The sequence below is a fragment of the Jannaschia seohaensis genome, assembly GCF_900116765.1.
GTDB lineage: Bacteria > Pseudomonadota > Alphaproteobacteria > Rhodobacterales > Rhodobacteraceae > Jannaschia > Jannaschia seohaensis.
The window spans coordinates 763,276-789,323 of record NZ_UETC01000001.1 but is presented as its reverse complement, the minus strand read 5'-3'; the positions used below and the strand labels follow the sequence as shown (position 1 = coordinate 789,323).

Here is a 26,048-nt window from a genome sequence, read left to right as displayed (position 1 = left end):
CTCAGACGAGGAAGATATCGCTCGCCTCCAGGCTGGTCCCGGAGTCGAAGATCGCGACCAGGCGCTGCCCGCCGGCCGCGTCGCCGTTTCCGTCGAAGAACAGCCGGCCCGTCCCTTCCTCCCAGAGGAACCTGTCATTGGAGTCGAGCGCCCGGTTCCCCTCGCGGAAGAGCGCCTCGGCCAGCCCGCCCTTGCGGATGCCGCCGAAGGCGTTCTGAGCGAAGAGCAGCCGGTCGCCCTCGGTGGCGTCGAAATCGACGACGCGGTCGACATTGCCCCGGCCCGGCGCGCGGTCGAACAGGAAGCGGTCGGCGCCCCCGTCGCCACGGAGCGTATCCTCGCCCTCGCGCCCGCCGATGAGGTTGTTGAAGGGGTTGCCGACGATCACGTTATCCGCCGCGTTGCCGATCCCGTTCACCCCGTCCACCCCGCTGCCATCGGGGCGGCGCACGGGCAGCAGGAACAGGTTCTCCACATGGGCGTCGAGCTTGTAGGAGCGGGTCGCGAAAACCGCGTCGGTTCCCTCCCCCGCCCGCTCGACCACATTGTCGCCAGGCGCGCGGACGAGGTAGCGATCGTTGCCCTCGCCGCCGATCAGCGTGTCGTTGCCGCGTTCCCCATTGAGGACGTTGTCGACGGCATTGCCCTCGATGCGCTGATCCAGCGGGTTGCCGACGGCGATCCGGGCCGTGCCGGTGAGCACGATCTCCTCGACCTGGGCGCGGCCGGTGAGGAAGTCGACGCTGCTGACGACGGTGTCGCGGCCCTCCCAGCCGTGGTTTTCGATCACCCGGTCGCGGGCGTCGTCGACGACATAGTAGTCCGAGCCCTGTCCGCCGATCATCAGATCCTGGCCCGCACCTCCGTTGAGCGTATCGTTCCCGGCACCGCCATGGATCGTGTCGTTTCCGCCATTGCCGGAAAGCGTGTCGGACCCCGCATCCGCCACGAGCAGATTGGCCGCGTCCGAGCCCACGATCTCCGCGTTCCAGCTGCCGATCGTCCTGAAGTCCTCGATGGCGACGAGTTGATCCTGGCCGATATCGCTGTCCCGGCGGCCGTGGCGCCCTTCCTTGAGGTCGGCAAGCAGCACGAAGCCCTCGGACGGGATCTCGGTGACGTCCGTCACAAGCAGGTCGCGGCCCGCGCCCCCGTCGAAGAGATCGGAGCCCCCCTCGTTGCGGATCGTGTCGTTCCCCGCCCCCCCGCGCACCGTGTCGTTCCCCGGACCGTCTATCAGCAGGTCGTTGCCGTCCTGCCCCTCCAGCGAGTCGTCCCCTTCGCCGCCATCGATCCTGTCGCGGCCCGCATTGCCAAGCACCGTGTCGTTGCCTCCAAACGCCGCGTAGCGATCGTTGCCCGCGAGCAGGTCGATCGTCTGCGCGCCCTCGCTGCCGCTCAGATCGTCATCCTCCGGGGTCGGGCCAGGCGGCGGCGCGAGGTCGAAGGCGACCACCGGGCCGACGCCGCGGATCGCGGGGACGAGACCCTCCCGTCCGGTGAGTTGGGTGAGCGTGCCGTCGGGGGTGAGGGAGAAGAGCGCATCCGGCTCCACTTCCTCCCCGCCGAAGCCGTCATCGACCAGGACATCCGCCTCGAAATAGAGTGTGTCGCCCACGACGCGCATCTCGCGTTCGATATCGACCAGACCGTCCGGCGTGACGTCGCTATAGGCACCCGTCTCGTCGAAGCGCCAGAGCGCGTTGGAGGAGCCGCCGAGCGGAGTGACGAGCGCATGTGCGGCCCCGTTCCAGATCTCTACATCCCAGACGTTTTGCACGTCTCTCGTGCCGCCGCTCGTCCTCCTCAGCAGGGTCTCGAAGGTGCCGTCGGTATTCAACTCGAGCAGCGTGTCATAGGTGTCGTAGAAGAATAGCCGGTCCCCCGCCCGGTCGAGATTGGGAAAAAAGCCCCATTGCGTGTCCTCGAGCGCCGAGAGGTCGATCTCCTGCGGGTCGCCTGCCTCGGTGATCGTGTAGAGGCTGGACGGGCTGTAGTTCGAGTCGGCGGCGACAGAGAAGAAAACCCTCTCGCCGAAGGTCACCACGTCGTAGACGGAATGCCCCGCGGGCGGGACGTAGACGAAATCGTTCGTTCCGTCCGGCCCGCGCCGCCAGAGCTCGACATCGCGGTTGAAGCCCGTGTTGAACGGGGAGCGCTCGTCGGCCGCGTAGAATAGCGTATCGCCGAGAACATCCATGTCGCCAGTGACGAAGGCGCCATAGCGCGTGAGCGCGCTGAGTTCGGTCGCGCCGCCCTCTGGCTCGATCCGCCAGATGTCTGATGGCGACACGCCGAGCTGTCCGGAATTCACGCCGATGGCGGTGACATAAGCCCCGTCGAACTCGGTCGTGATGCTCGGCGGGTTGGAAACACTGCCCGCATTGCTGAAGCTGTGCAGCAGCTCAAAGGTGCCGTCGCCGTTGAGGCGATTGATATCGGTCAGGAACCCCTGCGCGAAATTGCCGGTGGACGCGCCATAGATCGTGACGAAGGTCTGGAAATAGAGATCGTCGTCCACGACACGCAGCGACTGACCAGTCAGCCCCATCGAACCGAGGCGCTGGTCTCCGCCGGAGATGATCGAACTCGGTTCGAAGAGCTCGATGACGCCGCCATCCGGGGTGATCCCGAAGAGCTTCGTGTTCGACGCTCCGGTCAGGCCCTGGAAGACCGCGACAAGATCCTCGGTGATGCGTTCCATAATTCCCTCCCGATCAAATTCCGGGAAGGCTAGGGAAGAAGCGGATTCGGATCAAACCCGGATGTCAGAGCATCGACGGAACCACCTGATCCGGCGGGCGGTGCCCGTCGGCGAAGGTCTGCATGTTGACCAGCACCCGCTCGCCCATCTCCAGCCGCGCTTCGCGGGTGGCGGAGCCCATATGCGGCAGCAGCAGCACGTTGGGCAGCTCCCGCAGGCGGGGGTTCACGCCGCGGCCGCGCTCATAGACATCGAGGCCCGCGCCCGCCAACTCGCCCGCGCGCAGCATCCGGGTCAGGGCGTTCTCGTCGATCACCTCGCCGCGGGACGTGTTCACGATCACCGCGGAGGGCTTCAGCAGCTTGAGTCGCCGCGCATTCAGCAGATGGAAGGTCGCGGGCGTATGCGGCGCATTGACCGAGAGCACGTCGATGCGGGCCAGCATCTGGTCGAGGCTCTCCCAATAGGTGGCCTCCAGCGGGTCCTCCAGACCTTCATGCAGGCGGCGGCGGTTGTGGTAATGGACCGACAGACCGAAGGCGCGGGCGCGCCGTGCCAGGGCCTGCCCGATCCGGCCCATGCCCAGGATCCCCAGCCGCTTGCCGCGCAGCCGCATCCCCAGGAGCGCCTCGGGCGCCCAGCCGGGCCAGTCGCCTTCCTGCATCTTGGCCATGCCCTCGGGCACGCGGCGCGCCACCGCCAGGATCAGCGCCATCGCCATGTCGGCGGTGTCCTCGGTCAGCACGCCGGGTGTGTTCGACACCAGGATCCCCCGCTGCCGCGCCGTCGCCACGTCGATATGGTCCACGCCCATCCCGTAATTCGCGATCAACTTCAGCCGGTCGCCCGCGCCCGCCAGCAGCGGCGCGTCGATCACGTCGGTCAGCGTCGGCACCAGGATGTCGGCCTCCCGCATCGCCTCGGCCAGCGCCTCGCGCGGCATGGGCGCCTCGCTTTCGGACAGCCGGACGTCGAACAGCTCCCGCATGCGGGTCTCGACCGGTTCGGGCAGGCGTCGCGTGACGACAACACTCAAACGGCGCGATGGCATTTGGCGGACCCTCCCCCTAGGCGCGGTCCCGCACAGGATGGCATGGTCATCGCCACGCGCAAGGGGCGTCAGACCCCGCGCGGAGGTGGACGGGCAGAAAGGGCAAGCATGCGATCGAGGATCGGACTTGCGGCGCTGATGGCGGTTGTCGCCTGGAGCGCCGCGGCGCAGGAAAAGGGGCCGGTAACGAACCTGCCGATTCCGCGTTACGTTTCGATGAAAGCGTCAGAGGGCTACGCGCGGCGCGGCCCCTCGGGCACACACCGGATCGACTGGGTCTTCGTCCATCGCCACATGCCGCTGCGGGTCGTCGGGGAATACGGCCATTGGCGCCGGGTCCAGGATCAGGAGGGCGCGGGCGGCTGGATGCATTACTCGCTGCTTTCCGGGAACCGGACGGTGCTGACCCAGGGCGAGACGCTGCTGCACCGCCGGCCGCGCTCGGACGCGCCGGTCTCCGCGCGGCTGGAGGCCGGAGTCGTCGCTTGGCTGGGCGAGTGCGCGGATGGCTGGTGCCTGCTGGAGGTGCAGGACGCCGAGGGCTGGGCCGAGACCTCGCGGCTCTGGGGCGTGGCCCCGGACGAGATCCGCGACTGACCCGCGGCCGCGCCGCTACTGGAGCGGCGCGGATCGCGCCTGGCTCTTTGCGTTGCGTATCCCATGGAGCCGGGGCCGCGGGGCGCAGGCCCCCACCGGCGACGCGCGCCTGGAAGGCGGGACAAAAGGCAGCGCCCCCTGGCCAGAGACCCGCCCGAGGGCATTCAGGACGGCCGCGCGCTCCGTCTCGGGTCGACGCATCCGCGCCCGGACGGCTTGCCCCATTCCGCACCGCCGCTTACGCTTTCCCGGACACAGGGGAGAGTCACACACATGTTCGCACGCCTCACCGCGATCCTCGCACTCGTCAGCGGTCCCGCCCTGGCGCAGCAGACCGACATCACCATCGGCATGCAGCTGGAGCCGCCCAATCTCGACCCGACCGGCGGCGCCGCCGCCGCCATCGACGAGGTCGTCTATGCCAATGTCTTCGAGGGCCTGACCCGCTTCGGCCCCGACGGCTCGGTGCAGCCCGCCCTGGCCGAGAGCTGGGACGTCTCCGAGGACGGCACCGTCTGGACCTTCTCGCTGCGTGACGGCGTCACCTTCCATGACGGCACGACGATGGATGCCGATGACGTGGTCTTCACGCTCGACCGGGCGCGGTCCGAGGATTCGACCAACGCCCAAAAGGCCCTCTTCTCGGGCATCGACAGCGTCGAGGCCGTCGACCCGACGACCGTCCGCATCACGCTCTCGGCGCCCAACGGCAATCTGGGCTTCAACCTCGCCTGGGGCGATGCGGTCATCGTCGCGCCGGAATCGGCCGAGACCAACGCCACGGCGCCGGTCGGCACCGGCCCCTTCACCGTCACCAACTGGGTGCAGGGCGATCGGGTCGAGCTGGCGGCCTATCCCGACTATTGGGGCGCGACACCCGCGTTGGAGCGCGCGACGTTCAAGTTCATCTCCGACCCGAACGCGGCCTTCGCGGCGATGATGGCGGGGGATATCGACGCCTTCCCGAACTTCCCCGCCCCCGAGACGCTGTCGAGCTTCGAGGCCGACCCGCGCTTCAGCGTCATCGTCGGCTCAACCGAGGGCGAGACGATCCTCGCGATAAACAATGCCGAGCTGACCGACCCGAAGGTGCGGCAGGCGATCAGCCACGCCATCGACCGGCAGGCGATCATCGACGGCGCCATGTTCGGCTATGGCACGCCCATCGGCAGCCACTTCGCTCCCCACAACCCCGACTATGTCGACCTGACCGGCAAGTCCGCCTACGATCCCGAACGCGCCCGCGCCCTGCTGGAGGAAGCGGGCGCGACCGACCTGACGCTGCGCCTTATGCTGCCGCCCCCGGCCTATGCGCGCCGCGGCGGCGAGATCGTGGCGAGCCAGCTGCGCGAGGTGGGCATCGAGACCGAGATCTCGAACCTGGAATGGGCGCAATGGCTGGAGCAGGTGTTCCGCGGCAAGGATTACGATCTGACCATCGTCAGCCATACCGAGCCCGCGGACATCAACATCTACGCCCGGCCGGATTACTACTTCCAGTATGACGATGCGGAGTTCCAGGCGCTGATGACCCAGATCGGGGCGACGGCAGATCCGGTGATGCGCTCGGAGCTGCTGAAGGACGCCCAGCGCATGATCGCGGACGACTATGTCAACGCGTATCTCTTCCAGCTGGCCAAGACCGGCGTCGCCGATGCCCGGATCGAGGGCCTCTGGGAGAACGCGCCGACCCAGGCCAACGACCTGACCGGGGTGAGCTGGACCCAGTGACGCTCGGGCGGCGCCGCGTTCCCCATCGCGGCGCCGCAAGACGCCCGCGCGCCACGGCGGCAGGTCGCCCGGCTCGGTCTTGCGTCGGCCGCCATCCCGCTCAGGGACGCTTCCTCGGACCGGCTGGTGTCGCCATGCCGCCAATGCCAGCGATTGCCGGGGCCAATCCCCGCGACACGAAGCCGTGCCGGTGCCGGCCAGCCATCGTGCGGGCCTCGGGACGGAAGGCCGGGGCGGGGCGGAAGGCCGAGGCGCGGCGCCAAGCGGCCGCGCGCCCCCTCTCGCAGCCGTCTCGCCATTGACGCCGCCCGCATCCGGCCCACCTCTCCGCCCTCTCACGAAAGGCCCCGACCATGCGGCTGCGCGCCCTCCTGATCCTGATCGCCACCCTGGCCTTCGCCGCCTCGCCCCTGCTGGTGCCGGGCTTTGGCGGCTACGAGCCCTCCCAGTTTCCCGTACCGATGGAAGAACCGCCGGTGCAGCCGGCGGGTTATGCCTTCTCGATCTGGGGCGTCATCTATCTGTGGCTGATCCTGTCGGCGGGCTATGGCCTCTGGCGCCGGGCCGGGGATTCGGCCTGGGACGCGACGCGCGGGGCGCTTCTGGTCAGCCTCGCCGTGGGCGCGGTCTGGCTGCCGGTGGCGCTGGCCTCGCCGCTCTGGGCGACGGGGCTGATCTGGATCATGCTGGGCGGGGCGGTCTGGGCCCTGCTGCGCAGTCCGCGTGCGGATCGGCTTTGGCTGCGTGAAGCGCTGGGGCTTTATGCCGGCTGGCTGACGGCGGCCTCGGCGGTCTCGATCGGGCTGGTCGCGGCGGGCTGGGGCGTGCCGCCCTTCGGGCCCGAGGGCTGGGCCATCGCGGCGCTCTGCCTGGGCCTCGCCATCGCGGTCCCGGTGTCGCTGCGCGCGCCCTCGCCCGCCTATGGCGCGGCGGTGGTCTGGGCGTTGGTGGCGGTCGTTGTGCAGAACGGAGCGGCGCCGGTGGGCTTCTTCGCCGCCGCCGCCGCGCTTGGCGTCGCGGCGCTGACGCTGTGGGTGGCCCGGCGCGAGCGCCGGGCCGGGTAGCGCTCAGATCGTCGCGTTGGTCGCGCCGCCATCCACCAGCAAGTTCTGCCCGACGATGAAGCCCGCATGGACCGAGCAGAGGAAGGCGCAGGCCGCCCCGAACTCCTCGCGCGTGCCATAGCGGCGGGCGGGGATCGTGGCCTCGCGCTGCGCGCGGGCCGCGTCGACCGAGATGTTCTGCTGGCGGCTGACACCGCCGTCGAGCGCGGCCGCCCGGTCGGTATCATGGATGCCGGGCAGCAGGTTGTTGATCGTCACGCCCTGGGGCGCGACCTGCCGCGAGGTGCCCGCGACATAGCCCGTGAGCCCCGTCCGCGCCGCGTTGCTGAGGCCCAGGGCCGGGATCGGCGCCTTGACCGACTGGGAGGTGATGTTGACCACGCGGCCCCAGCCGCGCGCCTGCATAGCAGGCAGGCAGGCCTTCATAAGCGCGATGGGCGTCAGCATGTTGGCGTCGAGCGCGGCGATGAAGTCCTCGCGGTCCCAGTCGGACCAGAGCCCCGGCGGCGGGCCGCCCGCATTGGTCACCAGGATGTCCGGCTCCGACGCGGCCTCCAGCACCTGCGCCTGCCCCTCGGGCGTGGTCACGTCGCAGGCGACGGTGGCGACCTCGACCCCGTAGCGGCCGCGGATGTCCTGCGCGGCGGCCTCCAGCGCCTCGGCGCCCCGCGCGTTCATCACCAGATGCACGCCCGCGGCCGCCAGCGCCTCCGCACAACCCAGGCCCAGCCCCTTGGACGAGGCGCAGACCAGCGCACGCTTTCCCGAAATTCCCAGATCCATCTCGGTCCTCCCCTTTTCGTCGGGCTTTCGCTACCATTCCGCAGGCTAAAGTCCAGCACCGCCCCACACCTGCCGCGATTCCGGCCAAAGACCATGCGACAGTCCGGGCCGCCCCCCTTTTCGTCGAACCGTTCGTCTCATGAGTTCTCTCCGTCCCGACACGCCGCTCTCCGCGCTCAGCCGATGTCAGGTGTTCCCTGCCGCCGCGCTCACGGTCGAGACCGGGGCGCTGATGGGGGACGCGATCGGCGACCTGACGGAGGTAGCGGCGGGCGACGTCTACCGCCTGGAGCCGGACGCCCGCGCGGCGGAGCTGATCCTGTCGCGCGCCTCTGGCCGCGTGACGGTCGCGCCGGGCTCCATGCTGGGCCAGCCGGGCAAGGCCGTGACCCCGCTGGCCCGTCACCGCCTGATGAGCGAGCGGGGCGTGCCGGTCGAGGTGCTGGTGCTGGCCACCGGCGGGCTGCGGCTGGCGCTGCCGCTGGGCCCGTTCTGCGCCACGGAGGACTACACCCTCATCGCGTCGGAGCCCGTCGCGGGCGAGCTGGCCTCGGTCGCCTCCGTCAGCTTCGCGCGGGGGACGCGCATCACCCTGGCATCGGGCCTGCAACGCCCGGTCGAGGAGTTGGCCGAGGGCGACCGCATCCTCACCCGCGACCACGGCCCGCAGCCGATCCGCTGGATCGAGCGGCAGACCGTCCGGGCCGAAGGGCTGCTGGCGCCCGTGGTGATCGCCAAGGGGGCGCTGGGCAACGAGGCGGATCTCGTCCTGTCGCCCGATCACCGCCTCTTTCTCTATCGCGGTCGCGAGGGCGAGCTTCTCGTCCGCGCGCGCGACCTGGTGGACGCCGCGGGCATCCGGCGCGCGGCCGGCGGCCATGTCGATTATTTCCATCTGCTCTTCGACGCCCACGAGATCATCTATGCCGAGGGCATCCCGGCCGAGAGCTTGTTGGTCACGCCCGAGGTGCTCGCCGGCCTGGGCGAGGATCTGGCGGCCGACTTGACCGCCCGGCAACGCCCCGGCGCCAGCGCCCCCCACCCGGGGGTCGAGCCGTCCTCGGCGGAGCTGGCCCGGCTGGGCCTGGGCGCCGGTTCGGAGGGCGGCCGCCGCTGATCCGCCGCGATGGCCCGCCGGGTCCGGCGTCCGCGCCCATCGGAGCAAAGCCGCAGGCGGCGTGTCCAATCATGCCCCCTGGCCGATCCGCTCCGGCGGCCTGGGACGCGCCGCCGGAGCGGGACGGACCGTCAGCGCTTCGGCCGGCACGCGGGCAGGCGGATGGCGGGCCATCGCAGCGCCCCTCGGACAGGGGCAGGGAACCGCGACGGCGGTGCAACCGGTCCCGCGCTCCGGTCCTGGCGTCCGGCGGTCCTTGCTTGACATGTCGGCGGCTTCACGTGACGGACAGTGTAGAACCACTCGGACACGCTCCATGACCTATTGCGTCGGCCTGCAACTCGATCGCGGCCTCGTCTTCCTGTCCGACACCCGCACCAATGCCGGGGTCGACAATATCTCCACCTATCGCAAGCTCTTTACCTGGGAAGAACCGGGCGAGCGGGTGCTGTGCCTGATGACCGCGGGCAACCTCGCGACGACCCAGGCCGTCGTGTCCCTGCTCAACGAGCGCAATCTCGCGGCGACCGAGCGGGAGCCGTCGCTACTGACGGTTCCTTCGATGTTCCAGGCCGCCAAGATGGTGGGCGATACGCTCAAGGGCGTCATCGCGGAATCGCACCAGGAATTGGTCGACGGCACGCCCAAGACCTTCGGCGCGACGCTCATCCTGGGCGGTCAGATCGGCACGAGCGCGCCCCGCCTCTTCATGATCTACCCCGAAGGCAATTTCGTGGAAGCGCAGGAAGACACGCCTTTCTTCCAGATCGGCGAGACGAAATACGGGCGGCCGATCCTGGTCCGGGCCTACGATCCGACGATGGATTTCGCCACGGCGGTCAAGCTGCTGATGGTCAGCTTCGACTCGACCATCCGCGCGAACCTCTCCGTCGGCACGCCGCTCGACCTGCAGATCATCGAGAAGGACGCGCTGCGCCTGGGCTTCAGCCGCCGCATCCAAGAAAGCGACCCCGATTGGCGCATGATCTCGGACCTCTGGTCGGACGCGCTGCGGCAGGCGTTCCACTCGCTGCCGGACGTCACGCTCTGAGCCTGGGGCGGGCAGCGACCGGCCAGAGGCGTCGCGTCGCGCTGGTCATCCCGCGATGCGCCCCTAGCTAGGCCGGGGATGCTGCTCACCGTCGAAAACCTACAGAAGTCTTTCCCGTCCGCAGACGGCCCCGTGCCGGTGCTGCGCGGCGTCTCTTTCTCCTTGGCGGCGGGACGCACGCTGGCCCTCACCGGGGAGAGCGGATCGGGCAAGTCGACGCTGCTGCATCTCTGCGCCGGGCTCGACGCGCCAGATGCGGGCCGGATCGTGATCGAGGGCCGCGACATCGCGGCGCAGAGCGATGCGGGCCGCGCGGCCATGCGTCGGGACACGGTGGGCCTCGTCTTCCAGCAGTTCAACCTGATCCCCTCGCTTTCAGTCGCCGACAACCTGTCCTTCCACGCCCGCCTCGCCGGCCGCGACGATCCCGACCGCGACGCGGCGCTGGCGGAGCGTCTGGGCCTCGCCGCGCATCTCGCCAAGTTCCCCGAGCAGCTCTCCGGCGGGCAGCAGCAGCGCGTTGCCATCGGCCGCGTCCTGGCCGCGCGGCCCCACCTGATCCTGGCCGACGAGCCGACCGGCAATCTCGACGAGGCGACCGGCGCGGCCGTCCTGGACCTGATGCTGGAGTTGGTGGCCGAGAGCGGGGCGGCGTTTCTGATGGTCACCCATTCGGAGCGGCTGGCGGCCCGGCTCGACGCGCGGCTGCATCTGCGCGCCGGGCAGGTGGAATGACCCGCGCGGCGCTCCAGGCGCTCTGGTCCCATTGGCGGCGGCATCCCTTGCAGCTGCTGACGCTGGTGGTGGGGCTGGCGCTCGCCACCGGACTCTGGACCGGGGTGCAGGCGATCAACGCGCAGGCGCGGCTGAGCTACGATCAGGCCGCCGCGACGCTGGGCCAGGACCGGCTGCCACGGCTGGAGGGCGATCTGACCCTGGCCGATTTCGCCGCCGCCCGGCGGGGGGGCTGGATCGTCTCGCCGGTGCTGGAGGACCGGCTGCCGGGCACGGGCCTCACGCTCTATGGCATCGATCCCTTCACCTTGCCGCCCACGCCGGGCGGCGTGATGCCCGACCTGTCCGATCCGGGCGTGCTGCGCGCCTTCCTGGCCGGAGAGCTCGTGTTCGCCGCCGCCGCCACTCTGCCCCGCGTGCCCGACACGCTGCCCGAGGGGCGCGTGCTGGAGGGGCTGGCCCCCGGTCTCGTCATGGCGGACCTGACGGCGGCCCGTCGCTGGCTGGGTGCGGAGGGCATCACCCGCCTGCTCTTCGATGGCGGTCCGGGGACGCCCGAGGCCCTGGCCGAGACGCTCGGCGCCCGGGTCGAGCGGCCCGAGAGCGATGGCGACCTCGCCCGCCTGACCGACAGCTTCCACCTGAACCTGACCGCCTTCGGCCTTCTGGCCTTCGTGGTCGGCCTGTTCATCGTCCACGCCACGATCGGCCTCGCCTTCGAGCAGCGCCGCACGCTGTTCCGGACGCTGCGCGCGCTGGGCCTGCCGCAGCGGCGGCTGGGCTGGCTGCTGGCCGGAGAGTTGCTGGCCTTCACGCTGGTTTCGGGCACGCTGGGTGTCGTTCTGGGCTATGCCGTCGCCGCCGCGCTCCTGCCCGGCGTGGCGGCAACGCTGTCGGGGCTCTATGGCGCGGGGGTGGCGGGGTCGCTGACGCTGTCGCCGCTCTGGTGGCTGTCGGGCTTCGCCATGGCGGGGCTCGGGATGGCCGTCGCGGGCGCGGCCAGCCTGCGCCGCCTCGCGACCCTCCCGATCCTGGCGCCCGCCATGCCCCGTGCCTGGGCGCGGGCGCAGCGCCGCACGGTCGCGCGGCAGGGCTGGGCCGGGCTGGGCCTGCTCGCCGTCTCGGCCTTCATCGCAGCGCTCGGGGACGGGCTGATCGCGGGGTTCGCGACGTTGGGCGCGCTGCTCCTGGGGGCGGCGCTGCTGTTGCCACCCGTGCTGCTGGCGGTGCTGGACGCCGGGACCGCCCTCGCGAAGGGCGCGGTCGCGCAATGGCTCTGGGCCGATACGCGGCAGCAGGTGCCGGGGCTGAGCCTGGCGCTGATGGCCCTGCTGCTGGCGCTGGCGGCCAATATCGGTGTGGGGACGATGGTGGGCAGCTTCCGCGCCACCTTCGAAGGCTGGCTGGACCAGCGCCTCGCCTCCGAGCTCTATGTCACGGCCAGATCCGAGGCGCAGGCCGACGAGATCGCCGCCTTTCTCGCCCCCCGGACCGAGGCCGTCCTGCCCATCGTCTCCGCAGAGGCCGATCTGGCGGGCGCGCCGGGCGAGGTCTATGGCGTCGCCGACCACTCCACCTATCGCGAGAACTGGCCCCTGCTGGACGCCCTGCCGCAGGTCTGGGACCGGCTGGCCGCCGGCGAGGGCGTGCTGGTCAATGAGCAATTGGCCCGGCGGGAAGATCTTTGGCCGGGGACGCGCCTGACCCTGGCGGCGACTGGCCCGCTGCCGGTACTCGGAGTCTATTCCGATTACGGCAACACGCGGGGCCAGGCGATCCTGGGGCTCGCGACCTTCGAAGCGGCCTACCCGGAGGCGCGGCGTCTGCGCTTCGGCGTCCGGATCGCCCCGGGCGAAGCCGACGCCCTGGCCGATATCCTGGCCGACCGCTTCGATCTGAGCGCGGAGCAGGTCGTTCCTCAGGCCACGATCAAGCAATTCTCGCTCGACGTGTTCGAACGGACCTTCGCGGTGACGGCGGCGCTGAACGTGCTGACGCTGGGGGTGGCTGGGTTCGCGCTCTGGGCGTCGCTGACGACGCTGGGCACGATGCGGCTGCCGCAGGTCGCGCCGGTCTGGGCGCTGGGCCTGACCCGCGCAGAGCTGGCACTGGCCGATCTGGGGCGCGCGGTGCTGCTGGGCCTGTTGACGGCGCTGGTCGCGGTTCCGGTCGGCATCGCGCTGGCCTGGGTTCTGCTGGCCGTGGTCAATGTCCAGGCTTTCGGCTGGCGCCTGCCATTGCTGCCCGACCCCGGGGGCTGGGTTGCGCTGGGCGGCTGGACGCTGATCGCCTCGGCGCTTGCGGCGGCGCTTCCGGCGCTGCGCCTGTGGCGGATGCCGCCGGCGGAGATGGTGAAGGTGTTCGCCCATGAGAGATGACCGCATTCCGGCCCGTCTGGCCCGCGGGCTCCAGCCGATGCTGCTGGGGCTCACGGCCTTCCTGGCGCTGCTGCCGGTCCCGGCGCCCGCCCAGGGCTTTGCCGGGCTCGGACAGGGCGGAGAGGGATTCGCGCTGCCCACACCCGATCCGGTCTTCACCTTCCCCGCCGATCACGGCGCCCATCCCGACTATCGCATCGAGTGGTGGTATCTGACGGCGTCCCTGCAGGACGCCGAGGGCACGCGCTACGGCATCCAGTGGACGCTGTTCCGCTCGGCGCTGGCCGCCGAGGGACCGCAGATCTGGATGGGCCATCTCGGCGTCACCACCCCGGACGCCCATTACACCGGCGAGAAGCTGGCGCGGGGCGGGATCGGGCAGGCGGGCGTCGTGCCCGCTCCGTTCGAGGCCTGGATCGACGACTGGGTGCTGGCGGGACCGGATCTCGATACGCTCTCCCTGCGCGCGGCGACGGCGGAGGCCGGCTATGACCTGTCCTTCACGGCGACCGGTCCACTGGTCTTCCACGGGGAGGACGGGTTCAGCGTCAAATCCACCTCGGGCCAGGCCAGCTACTACTACTCGCAACCGTTCTACGAGGTCGCGGGTACGCTCGACCTGCCCTCTGGCCCGGTCGAGGTGACAGGGCGCGGCTGGCTCGACCGGGAATGGTCGTCCCAGCCGCTGGAGGACGACCAGGAGGGCTGGGACTGGTTCTCGCTGCATCTGGAGGACGGGCACCGGCTGATGGCCTCGCAAATGCGCGGCGGCAGTCCTTATTCCTATGCCGCCTGGATCGAACCGGACGGGACCCTGACGCCCTATCCCAATGGCGTGCTGGAGTTGGAGCCCCTGGCCACCAGCCCCGTCGCTGGGCGCGAGGTGCCGACCCGGTGGCGCCTGCGCCTGCCCGACCGGGGCGTCGATCTGGAGGTTACCGCCGTCAACCCGGACAGTTGGCAATCGACCCTTTTCCCCTATTGGGAAGGCCCGGTGACGGCGGTCGGAAGCCACGCGGCCGAGGGATATCTGGAGATGACCGGCTATGAGTGACCCCTGGACAGAACTCGAACGCCTGCGCGCCCATCTCTGGATGCGCCTCGCCCGGGGCGCGGCCGAGCCGCGCGACCCGTTCCGCTTTGTCGCCCTTGCGACCAGCGGAGCCGACGGGGCGGAAGCGCGCATGGTCGGCCTGCGACGCGCCTCCGCCGCCGCGCGAATCGTCGAGATCCATACCGACCCGCGTACCGCCAAGATCGCGGCCCTGCGGCGCGACCCGCGCGGCGCGCTGCTGTTCTGGGATCCGGATACGCAGGAACAGTTGCGCCTCTCGGTCCAGTTCGAAATCGCGTTCGCCCCCGAGGACCGCTGGGCAAAGGTGCCCGAGGCCGCCCGGCTCAACTACGGGACCGACCCGGCACCCGGCACACCGCTTTCCGAACCGGAGGATCTGCGCCGCACCCCCGACATCGCCCGATTCGCCGCCTTGCCAGGAGAGGTCACGCGCATGGACGCCGTCTCGCTCGCCCATGATCCGCACCGTCGGGCGGTGTTCGACGGGCCTGACCTGACCGGGCGCTGGGTCGCGCCCTAACGGTTTGTTCATTCCTGGCACGCTAAATCTCGCGCCATGGCCGACGACAACCAGCGCCCCATCATCATCAAGCGGCCCAGGGTGACGGGCGGCCGCGCGCACCATCACGGCGGCGCATGGAAGGTCGCCTATGCGGATTTCGTGACCGCGATGATGGCCTTCTTCATGCTGATGTGGCTGCTCAACGCCACGACCGAAATGCAGCGGCGGGGCTTGGCCGACTACTTCACACCCACCGTCGCGCTCAGCCGCGTCTCCGGTGGCGGCGACGGGGCGCTGGGCGGCAACACGATCAGCGCCGACACCACCCAGGTGCTGACTGGACGCGGCGGCATCACCCCCTCCGAGACCCACGGCTCCTCCGAGGAGGAGGGCCGGATGGAGGCGATCGCGGCGGCCGTGCTCGGCCAAGGCGGCGAAAGCTTGCTCGACCGGGAGGAACTGCGCCACGTCTCCGTGCGGCTGACGGACGAGGGGCTCGTGGTCGAGCTTTTCGACCTGCCGGACAGTCCACTCTTCGACGGATCCACCCCGACGGCGGTGTTGATGGGCCTGCTTGAAGACATCGCGCCGCTGCTTCGCGCGGAGCCGAATGGTCTGGCCCTGTCGGCCTTCACTGCGGCCGAGCCGATCGTCACGCGCGACAAGCGCGCCTGGGACCGCTCGGCGGAGCGGGGGCTGGCCCTGCGCCTGGCATTGATCGATCTTGCCTTGGACGAGGCCCGCGTTGTCCGCGTCACCGGCCATGCCGACCGCCGCCCCGCCGTGCCCAACCCCTTGGCCGAACGCAACAACCGGGTCGAAATCGTATTGCTTCGATCGAGCGCCGTGCGCTGACGCCCCACCGCGGTCCGCCCGTTGCCAGGATCGAGAACAGCCCCATGGGGCTGCCGCGGCATGCTGCGCCCTGAGAGACGAAGCCGCGTTAACCCTGCCTCTGAAAGATCACGGGCGTTAACGCGCGATCAACGACCTCGCCTTAGGGTCATCCCGAGTCGGGCGAAGCGCCCGGATGGCGAAGCGGCGAAAGGGCCTCGAATGACGATCTCCTCTTCTCTCAGCGCGGGTGTGGCCGGTCTCAGCGTGAACGCGAGCAAGCTGGGCACGATTTCCGACAACATCGCGAATTCGGCCACCTATGGCTACAAACGCGCGACGGCGGATTTCCAAGCCCTCGTGATGGAGCAGACGCCCGGCCGATACGCCGCAGGCGGCGTGCGGGTGACCACGGGGCGGGAGGTCGATCAAAGGGGCACGCTCATCTCCACCAACAACTCGACCGACCTTGCCATCAGCGGTCGCGGTATGCTGCCGGTCACCCCCTTCACCTCCATCGGTCAGGACGGCACGCTGCCGCTCCAGCTGACGACGACAGGGTCGTTCCGACCCGATGCCAACGGCGTTCTACGCACCGATAGCGGGCTCGTGCTGCTCGGCTGGGCCGCGGACGAGAACGGCGAGATCGGCGTCAAGGCCCGCGACAGCGTGGCCGACCTTGAGCCGGTCATCATCGACAGCAGTTCGCTCGAAGCGAATGCGACCAGCGAGATCACACTGGGCCTCAACTTGCCCGCGACCGATACGGCAGGCGACGAGCGTGCCTTGACCGTCGAATATTTCGACAGTTTCGGACAGTCGCAGGACCTGACCATGACCTTCACCAATGCCAGCGACGCGGCCAACCCCTATCGCTGGGAACTCGTTATTACCGACGGCGCCCAGACGAACGCGGTCGTCGCAGCCTATACGATCGACTTCGATGTGACCCCGACCAATGCAGGCAACCTGCTTGCCATTGCGGACGGGACGACCGGCCCCGCCAATCCCGCTTCCTCGACCTACGATCCGGCAACCGGGTCGATCCAGATCGTAGCCATCGACGAGGCGAATACCACCGGTGCCGGCCTGCCGATCAGCCTTCAGATCGGGCAAATCGGCGTGCCTGGCCCGCTGACACAGCTCTCAGACACCTTCGCCCCGCTGGCCGTCACCAAGAACGGCTCACCTGTCGGCAATCTCGCAGGGGTCGAAGTCGATGAGGGCGGGAACCTGATTGCAAGTTACGACAATGGTTTCTCCAAGCGGCTCTATCAGATCCCGGTCGCGGATGTGCGCAACCTGAACGGGCTGGAGGCGCTGTCGAACCAGACATTCCAGGTCTCCGACGAAAGCGGCAGGTTCTACCTCTGGGATGCAGGATCCGGCCCCGTCGGCGACATGGCCTCCTTCACGCGCGAGGAAAGCGCCGTCGATGTGGCGCAGGAACTGACGCAGCTCATTCAGACGCAGCGCGCCTACAACTCGAACGCGAAGGTCATCCAGACCGTCGACGAGATGTGGCAGGAGACCACCAATATCAAGCGCTGACGCGCGCCATAGGAGGCCGGAATGAGCCTGACCGCATCCCTCAACATGGCCATCGCCGGCCTCACCCTGCAGAGCAAGCGCGCCGCGGTTCTGTCCAGCAACGTCGCTTCGGCCGACGTGCCGGGCTATGCCCGGCGGGAGCTCAGCTCCGATGGCACCGTCCGCTCCGTTGGCGTCGTTCGCGGAATCGATCTCGGCCTGCAGCAGATGCGCCGCGACGCCAGCAGCGACACGGCCAAGGCGTCTGTCGCTCAGGGCTTCGCGGCCAATCTCGACGAATTGATCGGCGACCCGGATCAGACCGGCAGCCTGCAATCTCTGCTGGCCAAACTGGACGCCGCGATGACCGTCGCGGCCTCCGACCCGACCGCGCCCACGACCCTGATCGCGGCGGCGGATGCAGCGGCCAATTTGGTCGATGGGATCACCGGGCTCGCCGAAAGCGTGACGCAGGCGCGCCAAAAGGCGGAAGACGACATCGCGAGCACGGTCGCGCAGCTCAATTCCGACCTCTCCCAAGTCGCGCACTTGAACGTGGATATCCGGCGGATGGAGGCGCTGGGGCAAGATCCGTCTGACCTGGAGGATCGACGCGCCGTTCTGGTCGACCACATCGCCGAGACGGTCCCGGTCCGCCAGATGCAGCGGGACAATGGGGCCATCGCACTCATCTCGAAAGGCGGGGTCATCCTGGTCGATAGCTCTGCCGCAGAGGTCGATTTCACGGCCCGCCCGGCCATCGAGCCGGGTTTCACCTACCCTGCCGATCTTTCTGGCCTGTCCGTAAAGGGTCTGGACCTCGGAACGGGCCAGCCCGGCGACGGGCTGGCAGGTGGCACGCTGGGTGCGCTCTTCACCCTGCGAGACGAGGCGGCGCCTCAGGCCATGGCGCGCCTCGACGCCTTCGCCCAAGACCTCGCCACGCGCTTTCAGGAGGCGACCACAGACCCGAGCCTCGCCGCAGGCGAGCCCGGCCTCTTCACCGATGCGGGCGCAACGGTCGGCGCCGCGCCGGTCCCGGGCCTCGCCGGACGACTAAGTCTCAACGATCTGATCGCGACCGATGGGCCGGAACGACTACGCCAAGGCCTGGGCAGCAATCCGGGCGAGCCGGTGACATCCAATGCGCAGCTGCTGCGCTTCTCCGACGCGATGGCCGCGCGACGCGTGCCGGCCTCTGCGGTTCTGGGCGATGCGCCCACGGATCTGTCGGGCCTGGGCGGCCGTCTCCGCTCCGCCATCGCGTTGGAAAGACTCAGGGCGGACGATGCCGTCGAGTCGACCCGCGTTGCGACTGACCGGCTCGTCGCGCTGCGGGACGGGGCTGCCGTCGACATCGATACCGAAATGCAACGCCTTTTGCAGGTGGAGCAGGCCTATGCGGCCAATGCGCGGCTGATCCAAGCGGTCGGTCAGATGATGGATCGAATCACGGAGATCTGAGATGCGACCTGAAATCGGCCTGGCCCGGCCTCTCCTCGGCCCTAACGACATCACCCGCGACACACGCGACCGGGTGGACATCCTGTCACAAGAGGTCGCATCGGGCCGGAGTTCAGACCTTGGACGGGCGCTGCGCAGCGACTTCTCCGAGGTGTCGCGCTTGACGCATCAGATGGCCCATCTCGACGCGATGAAGATCAGCCTGTCGCGCGCGGAGACCTGGGGCGAGGGCTTGCAGCTTTCGCTCGCGGGCGTGGAGACCTCTCTGGCGGATCTCGCACAAGGCCTCGCGACCGGCCTCTTCTCAGCATCCACCCCAGGGATCGTGCCGGACGTGGCCGAAGGCGCCTTGCGTGACATCGCCGCCTTCCTGAACGGGACGGCGAACGACCGGGCGCTCTTCGGCAACGGTGCGGGGGATCACCCGATCCAGGATATCGATGCCGTGCTTTCGGATGTTCGTGGCTTGGCCGCCGGTGCCGTGGATTACGAAACCTATGCGGCCGATGTCGATGCGTATTTCGCCCCGGGCGGCCCGTTCGAGACGACCCGCCTGACGATCGGCGCAAACGAACCGGTCGTCTTCCCGGTGGGCGACGGCCGCACCGTCTCTTTCGAAGTCGATGCGGGCAGTTCCGAATTGATCCAAGCGGTGAAGCAGGCTGCGCTGGCAGCCGGTCTCGACGACCGCGGCTTCGCGCTTGCCCCCGGATCGACCGCCGCAATCGACATCCAAAGCCGCATGCTTTCAGCAACGGCCGCGTTGCCCGACCTCCGCGGCCGGATCGGCGCCGTGGAGGAGCGGGTGAGCGACATGGCCAGCTCACTCGACGACCGCCGCTCCGAGACCGAGATCGCGCTAGGCGAGACGATCGGCATCGACCGCTTCGAGGCCGCATCCGCACTCCAGAACGAGATGGCGCGCCTCGAATCCCTCTACGCGATCACCGCCCGGCGTGCTCAGCTTCGATTGACGGATTACCTATGACTGTGAGGGCGCGCTTTCGCTGGGTCTTTGCTCTGATCCTCGCGCTCGGATTCGCGTCTTCCGCAGTCGCGCAATCGGTGCGGATCAAGGACCTGGTGGAGTTCGACGGCGTACGCGGCAACGATCTGGTCGGCTACGGCCTGGTCGTGGGCCTCGATGGCACCGGTGACGGCCTGCGCAACGCACCCTACACTGAAGAAATCATGACCAACATTCTGGAACGGCTCGGCGTCAATGTCGACGGAGAGCAATTCCGGCCACGCAACGTTGCCTCGGTCATCGTGACGGCCACGCTGCCGCCATTCGCGCGGGCGGGCGGCCGGATCGACATCACCGTCTCGGCGATCGGCGACGCCGACAGCCTGCTTGGCGGCACACTGGTCATGACGCCCCTGACGGCTGCCGACGGCGATGTCTATGCCGTGGCCCAAGGCACAATCATCGCTGCCGGCGTAGCCGTGCGCGGCGAGGCGGCGGAATTGGTCCAAGGGGTGCCGACTGCAGGGGTCATCCCCTCCGGCGCGCGGGTAGAACGAGAGGTCGATTTCGATTTCAGCCAACTCACGCAGATCCGGCTCGCCCTGCGGGAGCCGGACTTCACCACCGCCGCACGGGTCGAGCGGGCGATTAACGACGCGCTCGGTGGCAGCCATGCGCGCATGCTCGATGCCGGCACGGTCCTGCTGGACCTGGACTCCGGCAAGGCGCATTCCCCAGCGCATCTCATCAGCAACATCGAGAACATCGCCGTCGAACCCGAGCATCGCGCGCGCGTGGTCGTCGATCAGGCCTCCGGCACGATCGTGATGGGGCGGGATGTGCGCATTTCCGAGGTCGCTGTCTCCCAGAACAACCTGACCTTGCGCGTGCAAGAGGCGCCACTGGTCAGTCAGCCCAACCCCTTCTCCGATGGCCAGACGGTGATCGTCCCCCGGACCGCCGTCGGCCTGGACGAAGAACCGGGCCCGGCCTTGGCCCTGGTTGAGGGGGGCACCTCGCTCTCGGATGTGATTGCCGGCCTCAACGCCCTGGGCGTCTCGGCCCGCGACATGATCGACATTCTCAAGAGCATCAAAGCGGCAGGGGCACTCCACGCCGAGTTCGTCGTGCGCTAAAGTCCAGGATCCAGCCCTGACCGATGCGTTGCGGTTAACGATCTTCCCCCGGATGTGTCCGGATGAAAGATGCGCGGCATGTGCCCCCCCCCCCCGCCGAATGTCGCAGAGAGCGCACAGGGCTCGGACGGCGCCATTTGGCGGCGCCACCTTCGGCCCAGGCGGGGGAGACACGGCCTCCGCGATATTTCGGGGCGATCCGTCGGGATCGCGCCCTCGACGAGGCAAAACAGGCCCTTGCCTAGCAGACGCAGGGCAAGCATGGACAATGGACAGGCGCCACTCCCGGAGGCGTGCAGCTTCGATGCGCGTCGCGCCCGCGCTCCGTTCCGGGGCAGTCCTTCGACGATCAAACGGGTCCGTATGGATGGTCCTGCGAGTGCCGCAACCGTGACAGAGATCGGAATGCATCGCGCCCCGCCTTGTTCCACCGAAGTCACGGCTCTACATCCCGCCCATGTCTTTCAGAGCCCCGTATCCCTTCGGCCCAAAGACGCCTCGCGTCGCCGTTCTCCGTCTTCAAGGTGTGATCGCGGCGGGCGGCGGGCGCGGCGCGCTCTCCCACGCCACGCTCTCCCCGCTGATCGAGCGCGCGTTCCGCAAGGGAAAGCCCAAGGCCGTCGCGCTTCAGATTAACTCCCCCGGAGGCTCGCCGGTGCAATCCGCCCTGATCGGGGCCCATATTCGCCGCCTGGGCGATGAACTGAAGATCCCGATCCACGCTTTCGTCGAAGATGTCGCCGCGTCGGGCGGATACTGGCTGGCGGCGGCGGCGGACGACATTCATGTCGACCCCTCATCGATCACCGGAAGCATCGGCGTGATCTCCGCCGGCTTTGGCTTTCACGAACTGATCGGGCGCTGGGGGATCGAGCGGCGCGTCCATACGGCGGGGGAAGACAAGTCGCTGCTCGATCCGTTCCGGCCCGAGCGCGACTCCGATATCGCTCGGCTCAAGACCATCCAGGCTCGAATCCATGACAGCTTCATCGCCCATGTGAAGGCGCGGCGCGGCGACAAGCTGGCCGAAGACCGCGACCTCTTCACGGGCGATATCTTCGTCGGCGAGGAGGCGGTCGAAGCCGGGCTGGTCGATGGGATCGGACATCTGGTCCCTGTCCTGCGGGAGCGTTACGGCGAGCATGTCACGTTTTCTCGCCTCGCGCCCCGGCGGCCCTTCCTGCAACGGCTGATTCCCTCCGTGCTGGACGAGACGGCCTCCGCGTTGGAGGCCCGGGCGCTCTGGGCCCGTTACGGGATCTAGATGCTCGTCAAGATCGTCACCCTATTCCTGATCGGAATGGCCGTTCTGGCCATGTTCGGTCGACTGCGCCTGCCGCGCCCACGCCTGCGGAAGCAGACCACCTGTTCCAATTGCGGGGCACCTTTGGTCGGGCGCGGCCCATGCCCTTGCCGGAAAGTTCCGCGCGGATGATGCTCGATATCGCAAACGTGACCCTGGGCCTCGTGATCCTGATCTTCGCGGGGGATGCTCTGGTGAAGGGCGCGGTGAACCTGGCCCTGCGGCTTGGTCTGCCCGCGCTGGTGGTCAGTCTGACCGTCGTCGCCTTCGGCACATCCGCGCCCGAACTTCTGGTCAGCGTGCAGGCCATCCTGGACGGCGTCCCGGGCCTTGCCTTGGGCAATGTCGTGGGGTCGAACACGGCCAATGTGTTGCTGGTGCTGGGCATTCCCGCGCTGATCGCGAGGATGCACACGTCGGGGCACGACACCCGCCGCGACTATCTCTACATGCTGGGCGCGAGCGTATTGTTCATCGGCCTCTGCCTGACCGGTACGCTGGTCTGGTGGCATGGGCTGATCCTACTGGCCGCGCTGATCGCCGTCCTGGCGGCGACGTTCTTGTCGTCGCGCGGGGACGAGGTGGAGGTCGAGGGCGCCGAACCCGGCTTGCCGGGGTGGAAGCTCACCGCCTTTTTGGGACTCGGACTGATCGGCCTGCCGCTCGGGGCGAACCTGCTGGTGGACGGGGCGACCTCCATCGCGCGGGCCTTTGGGGTGACCGAGACAGTGATCGGACTGACCCTGGTCGCGATCGGGACCTCCCTGCCGGAGCTTGCGACCACCGTCATGGCGGCGATCCGGCGTCACGCGGATGTCGCGCTGGGCAATGTGATCGGATCGAACCTGTTCAACCTGCTGGGTATTATCGGCGTCGCCGTGTTTGTCGACCCGATCCCGGTGGAGCGATCCTTTCTCGTTCTGGACCTTTGGATCATGCTGGGAGCGACGCTGATCTTGATACCTTTCGTTTTCATGGGCCGCGACATCACGCGGAGCTGGGGCGTCGGGCTTTTCGGTCTCTATGCCGCCTATCTCGTGCTGGTGCTCGCATGAAGGCGCTGGTCACAGGCGCGGGCGGCCGGCTGGGCGCGGCGATGGCGCGGGAATTGGGGCGCTTGGGCTATGACGTGGCGCTGCACTATGCCAGCTCCGCAGACGGGGCCCAGGCCGTGGCCGAGGAAATCGAGGGCTTCGGGCGGCGCGCGGTGACCCTGCAGGCGGATCTGTTGGACCTGGAGGCCTGCGACGCGCTTGTGCCGCGCGCCGCCCAGGCTTTGGGCGGCCCGCTGACGGTGCTCATCAACAACGCCTCGATCTTCGAGCATGACGACATCCGCACCGCCACCCACGAGAGCTGGGACCGGCATATCGGCTCGAACCTGCGCGCGCCCTTCATCCTCACCCAGGCCTTCGCCGCGCAGGCGCCGGAGGCCAGGTCGGACGGGCTGCCGCTGGCATCGGCCGCGATCATCAACATGATCGACCAGCGGGTGCGGAAGCTGACGCCGGAGTTCATGACTTACTCCCTGGCCAAGTCCGCGCTTTGGACCCTGACACAGACGGCGGCACAGGCCCTGGCGCCCGCCATCCGCGTCAACGGAATCGGCCCGGGGCCAACCATGCAGGGGGTCCGCCAATCGGCGCAGCACTTCGACGCACAGCGAGCCGCCACGCTCCTGGAACGGGGCGCGGCGCCGGACGACATCCTGCGCGCTATGCGCTATCTGCTGGAGGCCCCCGCCATCACCGGGCAGCTGATCTGCGTCGATGGAGGCCAGCATCTGGCCTGGCAAACGCCGGACGTTCTGGGCGTCGAGTGAGTCGCGCCGGCTCCGGACGCGCAACAATTGTCCACCTTCCCGGCACGTCACGACACAAGGGCAAAAATGCAAGCTCAGACCGGCAGCCAAAAAGAGCGTCGGAAAATTAATCGTTAAATACCAGATGTTTGTAAAATTTCTGGCCGTCACCTCAATGTCACACTCTTCAAACGAAGCCGTTGACTCCAAAGGCCGGTGCGGGACTGCCCCCAGACTTATCCACATCTTGAGACCAGTTCTTCACGCCGAATGAGCCCTTGCGCTAAGCCCGCTGCCGGGGCAGCGCCAGAGAATCGAGTGAGCCATGGCAGACGAGACAACCCTTACGGGACCAGAGGTCATCAAGAGCTTCCTGCGGACGCTGGACGGATCGCCCGGCGTCTATCGGATGCTCGATGCCGAGAGCCGGGTGCTCTATGTCGGCAAGGCCCGAAACCTGAAGAACCGGGTGTCCAATTACGCCCGTTTCAGCGGGCATTCCCCCCGCATCCGGCGCATGATCTCCGAGACGGCCTCGATGATGGTCTTGACCACCAGGACCGAGCTTGAGGCGCTGCTGCTCGAACAGAACCTCATCAAGCAGCTCAAGCCGCGCTACAATGTGCTGCTGCGCGACGACAAGTCGTTCCCGAATATCGAGGTCACCAGCGGCCACGCCTTCCCCCAGATCCGCAAGCATCGCGGGGCGAAGGGCAAGGGCACCTATTTCGGCCCCTTCGCCAGCGCGGGGGCCGTCAACCGGGTGCTCAATCAGTTGCAACGCGTCTTCCTGCTGCGCAACTGCTCCGACAGCGATTTCGAGACGCGGACCCGGCCTTGCCTCAACTATCAGATCAAGCGCTGCTCCGCGCCCTGCGTGGGCTTCATCAGCCAAAGCGCCTATGCCGAGTCGGTGCGGGATGCCGAACGGTTCCTGCGCGGCGAGACCACCGAAATCCAGGAGAAGCTGGCCCAGGACATGGAGGCCGCCGCCGCCGAGATGGAGTTCGAGCGGGCCGCCGCGCTGCGCGATCGGATCAAGGCCCTGACGAATGTGCAATCCACCCAAGGCGTGAACCCCCAGGGCGTGCCCGAGGCGGATGTGATCGGCCTGCATATGGAGGGCGGCCAGGCCTGTGTTCAGGTGTTCTTCATCCGGGCCGGGCAGAACTGGGGCAATAGCGACTTCTATCCCAAGGTCTCGGAGGACATGAGCCCGGCGGAGGTTATGGAAGCGTTCCTCGGCCAGTTCTATGACGGCAAGCAGCCCCCGCGCATGGTGCTGCTGAGCCACGGGATCGAGGATGGCGACCTAATGATCGACGCCCTGTCCGAGAAGGCCGGGCGCAAGGTGCAGCTGCTCCATCCCCAGCGCGGCGAAAAAGCGGAGCTGGTGCAGGGCGCGGTGCGCAATGCGCGCGAATCCCTGGGCCGCAAGTTGTCCGAGAGCGCGACGCAGGCGAAGCTGCTGCGCGGCATCGCCGAGGCCTTCGACCTGCCCGCGCCGCCCAAGCGGATCGAGGTCTACGACAACTCCCATATCCAGGGCTCCCACGCGGTCGGCGCGATGATCGTCAGCGGGCCGGAGGGGTTCGAGAAGTCCCAATATCGCAAGTTCAATATCAAGGGGTCCGAGCTGACCCCCGGCGACGATTTCGGCATGATGAAGGAGGTGCTGACCCGCCGGTTCAAGCGCCTGCTGAAGGAAGACCCCGAGCGGGCGTCCGGCCTCTGGCCGGACCTGCTCTTGATCGACGGGGGCGCGGGCCAGGTCAGCGCGGTGCGCCAGATCATGCGCGAGATGGGGGTCGAGGACATCGCCATGGTCGGCGTCGCCAAGGGCATCGACCGCGATCACGGCAAGGAGGAGTTCCACCGCACCGGCGCGCGGCCCATGGCCCTGCCCCGCAACGATCCGGTCCTCTACTTCATCCAGCGGATTCGCGACGAGGCCCACCGCTTCGCCATCGGCACCCATCGGGCCAAGCGCGCCAAGGCCCTGGTGGCGAACCCGCTCGACGAGGTGCCCGGCGTGGGTCCGGGCCGCAAGCGGGCTCTGCTTGCGCATTTCGGCAGCGCCAAGGCCGTGAGCCGCGCGGGCCTGAAGGATCTGAAAGCCGTGGACGGCATCAGCGATGCGCTGGCCGAGACGATCCACCGGCACTTCCATGAAACGGGATAACCAGCCCCCCCCCGCTCCGGCACGCGCCGGCGGGGTCTGGCCC

General features: G+C 68.6%; 21 protein-coding genes. 18 read left to right on the top strand and 3 right to left on the bottom strand.

All coding sequences use genetic code 11. From position 1 onward, the window contains the following. Position 1 precedes the first annotated feature (1 nt). Complete coding sequence (locus DTQ71_RS03680; RefSeq protein ID WP_109562911.1) at positions 2–2,704, bottom strand: calcium-binding protein; 2,703 nt, start codon at positions 2,702–2,704, stop codon at positions 2–4. A gap of 64 nt (positions 2,705–2,768) precedes the next feature. Beyond that, positions 2,769–3,755, bottom strand: coding sequence for a 2-hydroxyacid dehydrogenase (locus DTQ71_RS03675; protein ID WP_109562910.1), 987 nt, complete (start codon positions 3,753–3,755; stop codon positions 2,769–2,771). A 108-nt stretch (positions 3,756–3,863) separates the two neighbouring features. Here DTQ71_RS03675 and DTQ71_RS03670 point away from each other — a divergent pair, with 108 nt between their 5' ends. From DTQ71_RS03670 to DTQ71_RS03660, 3 genes are all read left to right on the top strand, one after another. Next, positions 3,864–4,352, top strand: coding sequence for an SH3 domain-containing protein (locus tag DTQ71_RS03670; RefSeq protein WP_109562909.1), 489 nt, complete (start codon positions 3,864–3,866; stop codon positions 4,350–4,352). 273 nt (positions 4,353–4,625) lie between these two features. After that, a complete protein-coding gene (locus DTQ71_RS03665; protein ID WP_109562908.1) occupies positions 4,626–6,083 on the top strand; it encodes an ABC transporter substrate-binding protein in 1,458 nt (485 codons plus the stop codon). A 353-nt stretch (positions 6,084–6,436) separates the two neighbouring features. Beyond that, positions 6,437–7,147, top strand: a complete 711-nt coding sequence (locus tag DTQ71_RS03660) for a TspO/MBR family protein (RefSeq protein ID WP_109562907.1) — start codon at positions 6,437–6,439, stop codon at positions 7,145–7,147. A gap of 3 nt (positions 7,148–7,150) precedes the next feature. Here DTQ71_RS03660 and DTQ71_RS03655 read toward each other — a convergent pair whose 3' ends face one another. Next, positions 7,151–7,930 (bottom strand): SDR family oxidoreductase, encoded by a 780-nt coding sequence (locus tag DTQ71_RS03655; RefSeq protein ID WP_109562906.1) that lies wholly within the window; start codon positions 7,928–7,930, stop codon positions 7,151–7,153. Positions 7,931–8,069: 139 nt separating this feature from the next. On the opposite strand from DTQ71_RS03655, the gene DTQ71_RS03650 reads away from it, so the two are divergent. From DTQ71_RS03650 to uvrC, 15 genes are all read left to right on the top strand, one after another. Further along, positions 8,070–9,047 (top strand): Hint domain-containing protein, encoded by a 978-nt coding sequence (locus DTQ71_RS03650; RefSeq protein WP_245947176.1) that lies wholly within the window; start codon positions 8,070–8,072, stop codon positions 9,045–9,047. A gap of 316 nt (positions 9,048–9,363) precedes the next feature. Beyond that, entirely contained in the window at positions 9,364–10,098 is a 735-nt protein-coding gene (locus DTQ71_RS03645) for a proteasome-type protease (RefSeq protein WP_109562905.1), read from the top strand. A gap of 78 nt (positions 10,099–10,176) precedes the next feature. Then, positions 10,177–10,833 (top strand): ABC transporter ATP-binding protein, encoded by a 657-nt coding sequence (locus DTQ71_RS03640; RefSeq protein WP_109562904.1) that lies wholly within the window; start codon positions 10,177–10,179, stop codon positions 10,831–10,833. Further along, a complete protein-coding gene (locus tag DTQ71_RS03635; RefSeq protein WP_109562903.1) occupies positions 10,830–13,211 on the top strand; it encodes an FtsX-like permease family protein in 2,382 nt (793 codons plus the stop codon). The genes DTQ71_RS03640 and DTQ71_RS03635 overlap by 4 nt, the downstream gene beginning before the upstream one ends. Positions 13,212–13,248: 37 nt before the next feature. Continuing rightward, a complete protein-coding gene (locus DTQ71_RS03630) occupies positions 13,249–14,265 on the top strand; it encodes a lipocalin-like domain-containing protein (RefSeq protein WP_109563134.1) in 1,017 nt (338 codons plus the stop codon). Then, the gene (locus tag DTQ71_RS03625) at positions 14,258–14,806 is read left to right on the top strand and encodes a PNPOx family protein (RefSeq protein WP_109562902.1); all 549 of its coding nucleotides are present in this window, start codon (positions 14,258–14,260) and stop codon (positions 14,804–14,806) included. Before DTQ71_RS03630 ends, DTQ71_RS03625 begins: the two co-directional genes overlap by 8 nt. A 36-nt stretch (positions 14,807–14,842) precedes the next feature. Beyond that, the gene (locus tag DTQ71_RS03620) at positions 14,843–15,643 is read left to right on the top strand and encodes a flagellar motor protein MotB (protein ID WP_109562901.1); all 801 of its coding nucleotides are present in this window, start codon (positions 14,843–14,845) and stop codon (positions 15,641–15,643) included. Between the two features lie 201 nt (positions 15,644–15,844). Then, positions 15,845–17,173, top strand: a complete 1,329-nt coding sequence (locus DTQ71_RS03615) for a flagellar hook protein FlgE (RefSeq protein ID WP_109562900.1) — start codon at positions 15,845–15,847, stop codon at positions 17,171–17,173. A 21-nt stretch (positions 17,174–17,194) separates the two neighbouring features. Then, positions 17,195–18,616 (top strand): flagellar hook-associated protein FlgK, encoded by a 1,422-nt coding sequence (flgK, locus tag DTQ71_RS03610; RefSeq protein ID WP_109562899.1) that lies wholly within the window; start codon positions 17,195–17,197, stop codon positions 18,614–18,616. 1 nt (position 18,617) lies between these two features. After that, a complete protein-coding gene (locus DTQ71_RS03605; protein ID WP_109562898.1) occupies positions 18,618–19,604 on the top strand; it encodes a hypothetical protein in 987 nt (328 codons plus the stop codon). Next, positions 19,601–20,719, top strand: coding sequence for a flagellar basal body P-ring protein FlgI (locus DTQ71_RS03600; RefSeq protein WP_109562897.1), 1,119 nt, complete (start codon positions 19,601–19,603; stop codon positions 20,717–20,719). Before DTQ71_RS03605 ends, DTQ71_RS03600 begins: the two co-directional genes overlap by 4 nt. Positions 20,720–21,176: 457 nt before the next feature. After that, positions 21,177–21,983 (top strand): S49 family peptidase, encoded by an 807-nt coding sequence (locus DTQ71_RS03595; RefSeq protein ID WP_109562896.1) that lies wholly within the window; start codon positions 21,177–21,179, stop codon positions 21,981–21,983. A gap of 167 nt (positions 21,984–22,150) precedes the next feature. Next, complete coding sequence (locus tag DTQ71_RS03590) at positions 22,151–23,077, top strand: calcium/sodium antiporter (RefSeq protein ID WP_407066391.1); 927 nt, start codon at positions 22,151–22,153, stop codon at positions 23,075–23,077. Then, positions 23,074–23,844, top strand: coding sequence for an SDR family oxidoreductase (locus DTQ71_RS03585; protein WP_109562895.1), 771 nt, complete (start codon positions 23,074–23,076; stop codon positions 23,842–23,844). The genes DTQ71_RS03590 and DTQ71_RS03585 overlap by 4 nt, the downstream gene beginning before the upstream one ends. Positions 23,845–24,148: 304 nt before the next feature. Then, positions 24,149–26,005 carry an excinuclease ABC subunit UvrC gene (uvrC, locus tag DTQ71_RS03580; protein ID WP_109562894.1) on the top strand — a complete coding sequence of 619 codons (1,857 nt, stop codon included), beginning with the start codon at positions 24,149–24,151 and terminating at the stop codon, positions 26,003–26,005. Positions 26,006–26,048: the final 43 nt, after the last annotated feature.